This is a genomic window from Ramlibacter sp., from assembly GCF_028292805.1.
Lineage (GTDB): Bacteria > Pseudomonadota > Gammaproteobacteria > Burkholderiales > Burkholderiaceae_C > Ramlibacter.
This window is the reverse complement of the sequence record NZ_JAQGLS010000162.1, coordinates 1-12,895: the sequence shown is the minus strand read 5'-3', so window position 1 is coordinate 12,895 and position 12,895 is coordinate 1. Positions and strand designations below refer to the sequence as shown.

Below are 12,895 nucleotides of genomic sequence, written 5' to 3'. Positions count from 1 at the left end.
GACCAGCCGTTGCGTGAATTCGTTGGGATGGCTGGTCGTGTAGCGGATGCGCTCGATCCCCGGGATCTCCGCCACGAACTCGATCAGCAGAGCGAAGTCGGCGATCTCCGCGGTGTCGCCCATCGTGCCGCGGTAGGCGTTCACGTTCTGCCCGAGCAGCGTCACTTCCTTCACGCCCTGCTCGGCGAGGCCGGCGACCTCGACCAGCACGTCGTCGAACGGGCGGGAGACTTCCTCGCCGCGGGTGTAGGGCACGACGCAGTAGCTGCAGTACTTGGAGCAGCCTTCCATGATGGAGACGAAGGCGCTGGCGCCGTCGACGCGCGCCGGTGGCAGGTGGTCGAACTTCTCGATCTCGGGGAAGCTGATGTCGACCTGCGGCCGCTGCTGGCGGGCGCACGCGCGCAGCAGCTCGGGCAGGCGGTGCAGGGTCTGCGGACCGAACACCACGTCGACGTAGGGCGCGCGCTCGATGATGGCCGCGCCTTCCTGGCTGGCGACGCAGCCGCCCACGCCGATCAGCACGCCCTTCTTCTTCAGGTGCTTGACGCGCCCGAGGTCGGAGAACACCTTCTCCTGCGCCTTCTCGCGCACCGAGCAGGTGTTGAACAGGATCAGGTCGGCCAGCTCCGGGTCGTTGGTCGGCTCGTAGCCTTCGGCGGCATGCATCACGTCGGCCATCTTGTCCGAGTCGTACTCGTTCATCTGGCAGCCGAAGGTCTTGATGAAGACCTTGCGGGTGGGGCCGGTCATCGCAGCATCATCGCCGCGCGGGCGGCGAAGACCAGGTTGAGCAGTTCGTAGAAGCGCTTGTGGCCTTCCGGGTCGCCGCCGGCGGAGCCGCCCACCTTGGCGTACTCCTGTTGCGTGAGCAGCCACACCTCGTGCACGTTGCCCACGGGGTCGCGCCGGTAGACGGTGTACACGGTCTTGCCGGCGAGCGCGCCGCTGAGCACCAGCATGTTGTTGGTGTCGCGGATGCGGGCGCCCGGCGACAGCCGCGCGGGCTCGCCGTTGACGGCGATGATCGGCGGCGTGGCGCTGACGGCCATCATGGCCGGCTTCACGTCTTTCGGCGCTTCGCGCACGATGCCTTGCGCCACGGCGGCGCAGGAGGCGAACGACAGGCCCAGCAGGGCGGAGGCAAACCAGCGGTTCATGGTGTGGATCCAGAGGCTGTGGTGGAGGGCACAAACGACAAGGGCACTGTGCAGTGACAGTGCCCGAGGTGTCAAACCGGTAGTTTACCGGTCGGGGGAAGTCGTCAGGCCAGCTCGAGCGCCCGCATCACCGTGGTCTGCAGCATCGGATCCGGCACGGCGCGGCTGGCCGGGGGCGTGCTGCGGGACATGTTCCAGACGAAGGATTCGGCCGCATCGATGCCGAACGTGGGCGCCGGGTCGGCCAGCCAGTAGGCGCTGCCGGACTCGGTAAAGGCCACCGGGATGCTGTGTTCGCCCATCAGGCGCACCTGCAGGACCGGCGAAGTCATGATCGTCTTGCCGTCGGCCTGGCCGGGACGGTTGAAGGCGCTGCCGACCAGCCTGCGGTCGCCGACGATGCTCCAGTTCCGGATGGATGGCTGCTTCTGGTTTTTCATATCGGCACGGAGCTTAAGCAAATTGCCTGGTTTCGGCCAGGCCGATGTCAGGGTTTGCAAGGATGGCGCGAGATCAAACTTTTTTGCTGCCGCGGGCCGGCGGCACCGGCACTTCGTCGAAGCGCTTGAACTCCTGCAGCGAGAACGTGGTCTGTACCTGCCGCACGCCTGGCAGCCGGTGCAGCTTGCCCTGCAGCAGCCTGGAATAAGTGTCCAGGTCTTCGGCCAGCACCATCAGCAGGAAGTCGGCGGCGCCGGTGACGGCATGGAACATCACCACTTCGGGCAGCGCGGCCACGGCATCGATGAACTCGGCCGACCGCGACTCGGTCTGGAAGTCCAGCGTGATGCTGACGAAGGCCACCACGCCGTAGCCCAGCGCGCGCCGCTCCAGCCGGGCGTGGTAGCCCTGGATCAGGCCGGCTTGCTCCAGCCGCTTGATCCGGCGCCAGCAGGGCGATTGCGACAGGCCGGTCAGCTGCGCCAGCTCGCCCGTGGTCAGGCGGGCATCGGCCTGCAGGGCAAGCAGGAGCTGGCGGTCGATGTCGTCGAAGCTGGCTTGCATGAGTAGTCCCCGATCCGATTGTTTGGGGGAATGATTATGCGGATTGAAAAAGAAGCTTGGCATGCGAGTGCGCCAGCGGCAAGAATCGGCGGCACCACTCCAGACCATGACCAGCCACGCCGCCTTCCCCTTCGCCCACGTCCCGCCTCACGCGGGTGACCCCATCCTGTCGCTGATGGAAGCCTTCCAGGCCGATCCGCGGCCGCACAAAGCCAGCCTGGGCATCGGCATCTACATGGACGACGGGGGCCGGCTGCCATGCCTGGAGTCCGTGCGCCAGGCCGAGACCCGGCTGGCGCAGGACATCCAGCCGCGGCCCTACCTACCGATGGAAGGCCTGGCCGCCTACCGCGGGGCCGTGCAGCGCTTGCTGTTCGGCGCCGACAGCGAGGCCCTGCAGGCCGGCCGCATCGCCACCGTGCAGACGGTGGGCGGCACCGGCGCGCTCAAGCTCGGGGCCGACTTCCTGCACCGCCACTTCCCGGCGGCGGGCATCTGGGTCAGCGACCCGACCTGGGACAACCACCACGCCATCTTCGGCGGTGCCGGCGTCCCGGTGCGCACCTATCCGTATTACGACGCGAGCACCGGCGCCGTGCGCTTCGACGCGATGCTGGCGGCGCTGGAGTCGCTGCCGCCGCAAAGCATCGTGCTGCTGCACGCCAGCTGCCACAACCCGACCGGCGTCGACCTGTCGCCGGCCCAGTGGGAGCAGCTGATCCCGGTGCTGCAGCGGCGCGAGCTGCTGCCCTTCGTCGACATCGCCTACCAGGGCTTCGGCGCCGGCCTGCAGGACGATGCGTTCGCGGTGCGGGCGCTGGCCGCGGCCGGCCTCACCTTCCTGGTGGCCAACTCGTTCTCCAAGAACTTCTCGCTGTATGGCGAGCGCGTCGGCGGCCTGAGCGTGGTCTGCGCCGACCGCGCCACCGCCGACACCGTGCTGGGGCAACTGAAGTCGGAGGTGCGCGGCAACTACGGCACGCCGCCGGTGCACGGCGCCCGCGTGGTGACCCAGGTGCTGGAGGATCCGGAGCTGTTCGCTTTGTGGACGGCCGAGACCGACGCCATGCGCCGGCGCATCCGCGCCATGCGCGAGCAGCTGCACGCGGTGCTGCACGACACCTTCGGCAGCCGGCGCAGCTTTGCTTACCTGCTGACGCAGCGCGGCATGTTCAGCTACACCGGCCTGGACCCGGCGCAGGTGGACCGCCTGCGCGAAGACCATGGCGTCTACCTGATTCGCTCGGGCCGCCTGTGCCTGACCGGGCTGACCACCCGCAACGTAGCCCACGTGGCGCGTTGCATCGCCGCCGTGGTGGAGCGCTGAGATGCAAGCCGCCACCCCCATGGGCACGGCCGAGGCCATCGGCCACGAAGAAAAGGCGCAGCTGGATTTCAGCCGCTCCATGACCTATGGCGACTACCTGCAGCTGGACAAGGTGCTGTCGGCGCAAAAGCCGCTGTCGCCGGCCCACGACGAAATGCTGTTTCTGGTGCAGCACCAGACCAGCGAGCTGTGGATGAAGCTGATGCTGCACGAGCTGGGCGCGGCCAAGGCCTGCATCGCCGGCGACGACCTGGACAGCGCCTTCAAGATGATGGCGCGCGTCTCGCGCATCATGGAGCAGCTGGTGCACGCCTGGGACGTGCTGGCCACCATGACGCCGTCCGAGTACACCGCCATGCGGCCCTACCTGGGCATGTCCAGCGGCTTCCAGAGCTACCAGTACCGCAGCATCGAGTTTTCGCTGGGCAACAAAAACGCCGCGATGCTCAAGCCGCACGAGCACCGGCCCGACTTGCTGGCCGGCGTGCAGGCCGCCTACCAGGCGCCGTCGCTGTACGACGAGACACTGCGCTTGCTGGCGCGGCGCGGCCTGCCGCTGCCGGCCGGCTGCCTGGAGCGCGACTGGACTCGCCCCTACGAGTGCAGCGACGAGGTGGTGCTGGCCTGGGCACGGGTCTACCGCGCGCCCAAGGAGCACTGGGACCTGTACCAGCTGGCCGAGGAGCTGGTGGACCTGGAAGACGCGTTCCGCCTCTGGCGCTTTCGTCACGTCACCACGGTGGAACGTGTCATCGGCTTCAAGCGCGGCACCGGCGGCACCGGCGGCGTCAGCTACCTGCGCAAGATGCTGGACGTGGTGCTGTTCCCCGAGCTGTGGCGCGTGCGCACGGAGCTGTGACCGGTCCGGGACAATCCAGCGCCATGCGTCCATCCCTGTCGCTGGCCGAGCGCGAGCGCGAATACTCCCCGAGCTCTTGCATCGGCGGCAACTACGCCCCTTACCTGAAGGCCTATGCCGAGCGCAGCGCGGCGGCGGCGGCCTGCCGCTTCGAGCGCGACCTCGCCTATGGCGAGCGGCCGTCGAACCGGCTCGACCTGTGCGTACCGGCCGGCGCGCAAGCGGCGCCGCTGCTGGTGTTCATCCACGGCGGCTATTGGCAGCAGCTGTCCAAGGACAGCTCGCTGTTCGCCGCGCCCGACTGCCTGGCGGCCGGTTGGGCCTTCGCCGCCATCGACTACACGCTGGCGCCGGTGGCCACCATCGCGCAGATGGCCCTGGAATGCCGGCAGGCGCTGCGCTGGCTGCACGCCAGTGCCGACCGCCTGGGCTTTGACGCCCGTCGCATCGTGGTGGCCGGCAGTTCTGCCGGCGCCCACCTGGCCGCGATGGCCGGCCTGCGCGGCTGGGCTGGCGACGCCGACCTGCCTGCTGGCCTGCCCGCGGCCGCGGTGCTGGTCTCGGGGATCTACGAGCTGGCGCCGCTGATCGGCACCTCGATCGACACGCCGCTGGCCCTGACGTCCGCGTCGGCTGGCGAAGTCAGCCCGCAGCTGCAATCGCTGGCGGGCTTTCCGCCGGCCGTGGTTTGCTGGGGCGAGATCGAAACCGCGCAATTCCAGCGCCAGAGCCGCGACTTCGCCGCCGCGGTGGCGGGCGCCGGCGCGCCGCGGCCGCGCCTGTTCGAAGTGCCGGGACGGAATCACTTCGACGTCATCCTCGAGCTGGCCACGCCCGGCACGCCGCTGGGCGACGCCACCCACGCCCTCATGCACCAGGAAAGCACGACCCCATGAAAGAAATCATCGACACCGGGCTGCCGCCTCTGAAGCAGCCGTTCTCCTGGGCCGTCAAAGCCAGTGGCGTGCTGTACACCGCGCATGGCCCGGTGCGCCCGGACGGCAGCATAGACACCGGCCCCGTCGAGGCGCAGGCCAGGCTCACGTTTGGCAACCTGCAGCGCGCCGTCGCCGCGGCCGGCGGCAGCCTGGACGACGTGGCGCAGGTGTTGATCTACATGACCGACGTGGCCGACATGCCGGTGATCGACGCCGTCTACCGCGAGTTCTTCGTGGCCCCTTACCCGAGCCGCTCCAGCATGGGCGTCAACGCGCTGGTGGTGCCTGGCATGAAGATCGAGATCGTGGCTTACGCGGCGCTGCCGGCAGCCGCGAACTAACAGCTCGGGTTCTCCGCGATCTGGCGGCCGACCTGCTCCACGAATCCACCATCGCGGCGATGCGCCGGGGCGACTTCGCCCAGGCGCGCGCACTGATCCAGTCCGACGTGCAGTGGGTGTTCGACCGGCTTGACCTGGACGACACGCCCGCCGCCTCCCCTGAACCCGCTACCCGAGAACGCAATGCTGCACAAACACCGCTCCAGGGCGATCACCGAAGGCCCGGCGCGGGCCGCCCACCGCGCCTTCCTGCGCGCCACCGGCCTGGACGACGACGACATGAACAAGTCGATGGTGGGCATCATGAGCTCGCACGGGGACAACACGCCGTGCTCCAAGTCGCTGGGCCCGCAGGCCGACAGCGCCCGCCTGGGCGTGGCCGAAGGCGGCGGCGTGCCGGTCTCCATGTCCACCGTGTCGGTGTCCGACGGCACCTCGATGAACCACGACGGCATGCGCATGAGCCTGCTGTCGCGCGAGCTGGTGGCCGACAGCATCGAGCTGGCGGTGCGCGGCCACGCTTACGACGCGCTGGTCGGCTTCGCCGGCTGCGACAAGACCCTGCCCGGCACCATCATGGCGATGGTGCGGCTGAACGTGCCTTCGGTATTCGTCTACGGCGGCTCGATGCTGCCGGGACATGCGCCCGACGGCACCGAGCACACCGTGCTCAGCGCCATCGAAGGCGTCGGCCGCTACCAGGCCGGCCAGCTCTCGCTGGAGCAGCTGCACGCGATCGAGAAGACCAGCGCGATGACGGTCGGCTCCTGCCCCGGCCAGTTCACCGCCAACACCATGGCGATGGTCGGCGAGGCGCTGGGCTTTTCCTTCCTCGGCTCGGCCACCATCCCGGCCGTCTACAGTGAACGGCTGGCACTGGCCCGCCGCGCCGGCCGCCGGGTGATGGAGATGCTGCGCACGGGCGGCCCGCTGCCGCGCGAGCTGGTCACGCGCAAGAGCCTGGAGAACGTGTGCGCCGCGGTCGCGGCCACCGGCGGTTCCACCAACGCCGCGCTGCACATCCCGGCGATCGCGCACGAAGCCGGCATCCGCTTCACGCTCGACGACGTCGCCCAAGTGTTCGCCCGCACCCCGCTGATCGCCGACATGCAGCCGGGCGGCCGCTACCTGGCGCGCGACCTGAACATCGTTGGCGGCGTGCCGGTGGTGCTGAACGCGCTGCTGGCCGGCGGCTTCTTCCACGGCGACACGCTCACCATCACCGGCGAGACCATGGCGCAGGCGCTGGCGCGGCACCCGGGGCCGGACGGCAAGGTGGTGCGTTCCTGCGCCAGCCCGATCCATCCCAGCGGCGGGCTGGTGGTGCTCAAGGGCAACCTGTGCCCGGACGGCGCGCTGCTCAAGATCGCCGGGCTGAAGTCGCTCGCCTTCGACGGCCGGGCGCGGGTGTTCGAGACCGAGGAAGACTGCTTTCGGGCCGTCTCCACCTCCGACTACACCGCCGGCGACGTGCTGGTGATCCGCAACGAAGGCCCCAAGGGCGGCCCCGGCATGCGCGAGATGCTCAGCGTCACCGCCGCCATCTACGGCCAGGGCATGGGCGAGAAGGTGGCGCTGCTGACCGACGGGCGCTTTTCCGGCGCCACCCGCGGCATGTGCATCGGCTACGCCAGTCCGGAAGCCGCCGCCGGTGGCGCAATCGGGCTGGTGCGCGATGGGGACCGCATCACCATCGACGCCGAAGCGGCGGCCCTGCAGCTGCACGTGGACGACGCCGAACTGGCGCGCCGGCGCGCAGCCTGGAAGCCGTACGCACGCGAGCGCCTGGCCGGTGTGCTGGAGAAATACGCCAAGCTGGTCGGCCCGACCCACGAAGGCGCCGTCACGCATTCCGGCAATGCCACCTGGCCTTATCCGGCCATCGAAGGGGAAACGAAATGAAGCTGGGTTTTTGTGGCCTGGGATTGATGGGCGCACCGATGGTGCGGCGGCTCTTGGCCGCCGGCCACCAGGTGCAGGTGTGGAACCGCTCCGTGGCCAAGGCGCAAGCGCTGGCCGAGCACGGCGCCAGGGTGATGGCGACGCCGGCGCAGGCGGCCAGCGGCGTCGACGGCGTGCTGATGTGCCTGTTCGACGCGGCCGCCGCCGAGGCGGTGGTGTTCGGTGACGACGGCGTGGCGCGTGGCGCCGGCCTGAAGTGGCTGGTCGACCACTCGAGCATGTCGCCCGAGGCGACGCGCACCTTGTCGGCGCGGCTGGCGGCCAGCTGCGGCGCCGACTGGATCGATGCACCCGTGTCGGGCGGCATCGGCGGCGTCGAAGCCGGAACGCTGGCCGTCATGGCCGGCGGCGCGGCGACGCACCTGGAGCAGGCAACCACCGCCATCCGCGCCTATGCCGGCAACGTCACCCACATGGGCCCGTCGGGCGCCGGCCAGGCCACCAAGCTGTGCAACCAGACCATCGTCGCCACCACGGTGGTGGCGATCGCCGAGGCGCTCGGCTTCGCCAAGCGCAACGGCATCGACGTCGACAAGCTGGCCGCGGCCCTGGCCGGCGGCTGGGCCGACTCGAAACTGCTGCAGGTGTTCGCGCCGCGCATGATCCGCGCCCAGGCGCAGTCGATCGGCGGGCTCCAGACCATGCTCAAGGACGTCGACAACGTGCTGGTGGCGGCCCAGAAAAGCGGCGCCCCCATGCCGCTGACCGGCGCGGTGCAGCAGACCTTGCGCATTGCCCAGGCCATGGGGTTGGGCGAGGCCGAACTGTCGGCGGTGATCGGCGTGGTGCTGCCCAAGCAGCGCGAGGCCTTCCTGCGCCAGGTGCGGCAATTGCAGGCAGGCCAGGCTTGATCGCCGACCTGCCGCCCTGCCGCCCTGCCGACCTGCTCACCTGCCCGGCTGCCCACCTGCCCGGGCGCTTTGCCCTTCGCAGATCCCTGCAATCAGGAGACTCTGTGAAACTCGACCGCCGCTGGGGATGAACGTGATGGTGTTCAAGAGCCGGTTGCAGCTGTTGATGCGCACGCTGTTCAAGGGCGTGTTTGCCTGCGTCGAGGTCGACTTCACCCGGACGGCGATCCTGATCGCCTTGCCCGCCATCTCCCTGCTGCGGCCGAAATACCTGGGAGGACGACCATGATCATCGACCTGAGAACCTACACCATCCGCATCGGCGCCATGGGCGAGTTCCTCGCCAAGTACGCGCGCGACGGCCTGCCCGTGCAAGGCGAGCACCTCGGCGCGCCCATGGGCTACTGCACCACCGAAACCGGCGAGCTCAGCCAGGTGGTGCACTTCTGGCAGTACGCCGACCTGGCCGACCGCGAACGGCGCCGGGCCGCGCTGGAGGCCGACCCGCGCTGGCGGGCCTATCGCAATGGCAGCGCCAGCCTGGTGCTGCGGCAGGAGAGCCGGCTGCTGCGCGGCGTCGACCTCGCGGCGCTGGCTGCCCCGGCGCCGGCATGAGCGCCATCCATTGCGTGCTGCAGTCGGTGCCGCTGCCGCCGGCGCTGGAGCAGCAGCTGTCCGCGGCCTGCGCCCAGCGGGGCGCCCCCCTGCTGCCGCCCGGCAGCGATCCGGGCGACAGCGGCGATCACGTCACCGTACTGGTGACCCACGCGAGCGCCGGCGCCAGCGCCGACATGATCGCGCAGCTGCCTGCACTGCGGGCGATCTGCAGCCTGGGCGTGGGCCTTGACGCCATCGACCTGGACGCTGCGGCGCGGCGCGGCATCGTGGTCAGCAACACTCCCGACGTGCTGACCGAGTGCGTCGCCGACCTCGCCATGGGCTTGCTGATCGACGTGGCGCGCGGCATCTCGGCCGCCGATCGCCTGGTGCGGCGCGGCGACTGGGCGCGCTCCGGTCCACCCGGCCCCGCCACCCGTGTCAGCGGCAAGCGGTTGGCGCTGCTGGGCATGGGCCGCATCGCCCAGGCGATCGCCACCCGCGCCGGCGGCTTTCGCATGGAAGTGCGCTACCACAGCCGCAGCGCGAAGCCGGAACTGGCCTGGCGCCACGAAGCAGCGCTGGCGCAACTGGCTGACTGGGCCGACTTCCTGGTGGTTGCCTGCGCCGGCGGCCCGGCCACCCACCACCTGGTCTCCGCCCAAGTGCTGCAGCGGCTTGGGCCGCGTGGCTTCCTGGTCAACATCGCGCGCGGCTGCGTGGTCGACCAGACGGCGCTGGTGGCGGCGCTGCAGCAGGGCGCCCTGGCCGGCGCCGCGCTCGACGTGTTCGAGGACGAGCCGCGGGTGCCGCCGGAACTGCTGGCGCTGGACAACGTGGTGTTGCTGCCACACGTCGGCAGCGCCACGCGGGAGACGCGCAGCGCCATGGCGCTGCTGCTGCTGGACAACCTGCAGTCGTTCCTGGAGCACGGCGAACTGGTGACGCCGGCGGGCTGAAGGCACGCAAGCCACCCCGCGGGGTGTCGGTTTCAGCCCGGCTGCGGCTACCATCACCGCACGCCATGAACGACGCCGTGCTTTCGCTCGACCCGCCTTCCAGCGCCACCCCGGACTGGATCGGTGAGCTCAGGCAGCAGGCCGAACTGCTGGACGGGATCGAAGTGGCGATGTGCGGTTTCGACCTGCAGGACCGCGCGGTGGCGTGGAATCGGACCTTCCTGCGGGTCTTCCCGGAACACGACGGCCATGTCTTCCAGGGCGAGCACTACAGCGCCAATCTGCGCCGGTTCTACGCGCAGCGCCTGCAAGGCGCCGAGCTGGCCGAGCTTGAACGCTTGGTCGGCGACGACGTGGCGCGGCACCAGACCCAGAGCCAGCCGTTCCAGTTCGAGCACCGCGGCGCCAGGCTGCAGGTGTCTTCGCTGCTGCTGCCAGGCCGCGGGCGCGTGCGGGTCTGGCGGCCGCTGGACCCGTCGCCCGCCGACGTGGTGACGGCGGCGGAATTGGGCTCGCCACCCGGGCGCAACCTGCTCGAATCGGTGCCCGAGGCGCTGCTGGTGTGCCGCCAGGACGGCCGCGTCGTCTGGGCCAACTGCGCCTTCTGCGCGCTGTTCGGCTTGCCTGAGCTGCAGCACGTGGCCGGCTCCACGATTGAGGCGTTGTACGCGCGCGCCTGGCAGCTGGCGCGGGCGGGCGACGACCCGATTCCAGAACGCGCGGTGGCCACCCTGCGGCAGAACCTGCGCCTGCCGGGCACGCCGTTCGAGCTGCCGCTGCCGGCGGGCGGCTGCTGCCGCGTGCTCGCCCGGCCGACCGGCGACGGCTCGGTGTTCTATGCGCTGATGGACATCTCGGCCCTCAAGCGCTACCAGGCGGACCTGCAGCTGACGCTGGACAACGCCGGCCGCGGCATCGTGCGCTACGACGCCGGCGGGCGGGTGCGCCTGTTCAACCCGCAGGTGGTGGAACTGCTGGAGTTGCCCCAGGGGCTGCTGGCCGAAGGCGCCGCCGTCGAGGACATCATGCGGTTCCAGCAGCAGCGCGGCGATCCGGGCGGGGAGGCGGGCCTGCCGCGCACCGGCGCGCCGGCGCGTGGCCTGTTCAAGGCCGGCCACTACCTGCGCCGCACCGCGGCGGGCCGGGTGCTCGAGGTGTCCACCCGGCCGCTGCCCGATGGAGACACGGTGCGCACGTACACCGACGTCACCGACTACGTGCAGGCGCAGGGCGAGCTGGGCGAGAAGAGCCGGGCCCTGCAGATCACCCTGGACAGCATGGGCCAGGGCATCTCGGCGATCGACTCCGGCGGGCGGGTGGTGTTCTGGAATCGCCGCTATCAGGAGTTGCTGAACCTGCCGGACCACGTGCTGGCCGGCAACCCCACGATGGACACCGTGGTGCGCTTCCAGATCGAGCGCGGCGACTTCGGCCCCGGTTTCCGGTTCGTCGAGGCGATCGCCCGCGGCTACGTCGCGGTGGGCGACAAGACGGCGCCGTTGCGCGGCCCCGAGACCTACATGCGCAAGACGCCGAACGGCCGCACGCTGCAGATCACCACGCGGCCACTGCCCGATGGCGGCGTGGTGCGCACCTTCGCGGACATCACCGACTACGTCCGCTCGGAGGAAGCGCTGGCCACCAAGCAGGCGCAGCTGGGGGCGCTGGTGCGCAACCTGCCGGACCGGGTCTGGCTCAAGGACCGGGACGGTGTTTTCCTGCTGTCGAATCCGGCCCACCAGCGCCTGCACGGGCTGGACGAAGGACACATTATCGGCCGCACCGGCAGCGAGGTGTTCGGCGCGCAGGTGGGCAGCCTGCAGCAGGCCACCGACCGCGAGGCGATGGAGTCGGACCAGCCGGTCACCTTCGATGACCAAGACTTCGGCCCCGACGGCGAGCAGCGCTACGCGCAGGTCGTCAAGGTCGCGATGCGGGACGACGCCGGGCGCTGCGTCGGCGTGCTGGGCATCGCCCACGACATCACCGCCCGCAAGCGGCAGGAGGCCGCGCTGATCCGGGCCAAGGAGCAGGCGCTGGAGGCGAGCGGCGCCAAGAGCCGCTTTCTCTCGAGCATGAGCCACGAGATCCGCACGCCGATGAACGCGATCCTGGGCATGCTGACGCTGTTGCGCGGCAGCGCGCTGTCGGCGCGACAGCAGGACTACGCGGGCAAGGCCGAGGGCGCCGCCGTTTCGCTGCTGGGCCTGCTCAACGACGTCCTCGATTTCTCCAAGATCGAGGCCGGCAAGATGAACCTGGACCGCCGGCCGTTTTCGCTGGAGGCGGTGCTGTCGGACCTGTCGGTCATCCTCTCGAGCAACCTGGGCGAGCGCGACCTGGAGGTGCTGTACGACCTCGATCCGCGGGTGCCGGACGCGCTGGTCGGCGACGACATGCGGCTGCGCCAGATCCTGATCAACCTGGGCGGCAACGCGGTCAAGTTCACCGAGCAGGGCGAGGTGGTCGTGCGCACGCGGCTGGTGGAGCGCGGCGCGCTGCACGCCGGGGTGGAGTTCTCGGTGCAGGACAGCGGCATCGGGATCACGCTGGAGCAGCAGGAGCGGTTGTTCACCGACTACGCGCAGGCCTCGGGCGAGACCGCGCGCCACTTCGGCGGCACCGGCCTGGGCCTGGGCATCTGCCGGCGGCTGACCGAGCTGATGGACTCGCGCCTGCAGCTGGAAAGCACGCCGGGCCAGGGCAGCAGGTTCTGGTTCGTGCTGCGCCTGCCGCTGGCGCCGCCGCCGCAGGCGCCCGCCGTGCCGGTTGTTCCGGCGCGGGTGCTGATCGTCGACGACAACCGGCTGGCGCGCGACACGCTGGCGGGCCTGTGCCACGCGGCCGGCTGGCAGGCCGACACCGCGCCGGACGGCGAGCAGGCCGTCGCGCGGGT

14 protein-coding genes are annotated in these 12,895 nt (G+C 70.3%); 10 read left to right on the top strand and 4 right to left on the bottom strand.

Features of this window, described 5'->3' with window-relative positions; genetic code table 11:
• The 4 genes from JWP65_RS10100 to JWP65_RS10085 all read right to left on the bottom strand — a co-directional run.
• On the bottom strand, window positions 1–753 hold a 753-nt coding region (locus tag JWP65_RS10100; RefSeq protein WP_299763292.1), incomplete at its 3' end, for a MiaB/RimO family radical SAM methylthiotransferase.
• Complete coding sequence (locus JWP65_RS10095) at window positions 750–1,160, bottom strand: hypothetical protein (RefSeq protein ID WP_299763290.1); 411 nt, start codon at window positions 1,158–1,160, stop codon at window positions 750–752. The genes JWP65_RS10095 and JWP65_RS10100, both read right to left, overlap by 4 nt.
• Before the next feature lie 104 nt (window positions 1,161–1,264).
• Window positions 1,265–1,600 (bottom strand): hypothetical protein, encoded by a 336-nt coding sequence (locus JWP65_RS10090; RefSeq protein WP_299763288.1) that lies wholly within the window; start codon window positions 1,598–1,600, stop codon window positions 1,265–1,267.
• Between the two features lie 73 nt (window positions 1,601–1,673).
• A complete protein-coding gene (locus tag JWP65_RS10085) occupies window positions 1,674–2,165 on the bottom strand; it encodes an Lrp/AsnC family transcriptional regulator (protein WP_299763286.1) in 492 nt (163 codons plus the stop codon).
• A gap of 106 nt (window positions 2,166–2,271) precedes the next feature.
• Between JWP65_RS10085 and JWP65_RS10080 the strand changes: the two genes are divergently transcribed.
• The 10 genes from JWP65_RS10080 to JWP65_RS10035 all read left to right on the top strand — a co-directional run.
• Entirely contained in the window at window positions 2,272–3,492 is a 1,221-nt protein-coding gene (locus JWP65_RS10080; protein ID WP_299763285.1) for an amino acid aminotransferase, read from the top strand.
• 1 nt (window position 3,493) lies between these two features.
• Complete coding sequence (gene kynA, locus JWP65_RS10075; protein ID WP_299763284.1) at window positions 3,494–4,351, top strand: tryptophan 2,3-dioxygenase; 858 nt, start codon at window positions 3,494–3,496, stop codon at window positions 4,349–4,351.
• A gap of 23 nt (window positions 4,352–4,374) precedes the next feature.
• On the top strand, window positions 4,375–5,247 hold the full coding sequence (locus JWP65_RS10070; RefSeq protein ID WP_299763282.1) for an alpha/beta hydrolase: 873 nt from the start codon (window positions 4,375–4,377) through the stop codon (window positions 5,245–5,247).
• Window positions 5,244–5,630 (top strand): RidA family protein, encoded by a 387-nt coding sequence (locus JWP65_RS10065; protein WP_299763280.1) that lies wholly within the window; start codon window positions 5,244–5,246, stop codon window positions 5,628–5,630. The genes JWP65_RS10070 and JWP65_RS10065 overlap by 4 nt, the downstream gene beginning before the upstream one ends.
• Window positions 5,631–5,813: 183 nt before the next feature.
• Entirely contained in the window at window positions 5,814–7,532 is a 1,719-nt protein-coding gene (gene ilvD / locus JWP65_RS10060; protein WP_299763279.1) for a dihydroxy-acid dehydratase, read from the top strand.
• Entirely contained in the window at window positions 7,529–8,443 is a 915-nt protein-coding gene (locus JWP65_RS10055; protein ID WP_299763278.1) for an NAD(P)-dependent oxidoreductase, read from the top strand. Before ilvD ends, JWP65_RS10055 begins: the two co-directional genes overlap by 4 nt.
• Before the next feature lie 136 nt (window positions 8,444–8,579).
• Window positions 8,580–8,732, top strand: coding sequence for a hypothetical protein (locus tag JWP65_RS10050; RefSeq protein ID WP_299763276.1), 153 nt, complete (start codon window positions 8,580–8,582; stop codon window positions 8,730–8,732).
• On the top strand, window positions 8,729–9,058 hold the full coding sequence (locus JWP65_RS10045; protein WP_299763274.1) for an NIPSNAP family protein: 330 nt from the start codon (window positions 8,729–8,731) through the stop codon (window positions 9,056–9,058). Before JWP65_RS10050 ends, JWP65_RS10045 begins: the two co-directional genes overlap by 4 nt.
• The gene (locus JWP65_RS10040) at window positions 9,055–9,999 is read left to right on the top strand and encodes a 2-hydroxyacid dehydrogenase (protein WP_299763273.1); all 945 of its coding nucleotides are present in this window, start codon (window positions 9,055–9,057) and stop codon (window positions 9,997–9,999) included. Before JWP65_RS10045 ends, JWP65_RS10040 begins: the two co-directional genes overlap by 4 nt.
• A 65-nt stretch (window positions 10,000–10,064) precedes the next feature.
• On the top strand, window positions 10,065–12,895 hold a 2,831-nt coding region (locus tag JWP65_RS10035), incomplete at its 3' end, for a PAS-domain containing protein (protein ID WP_299763271.1).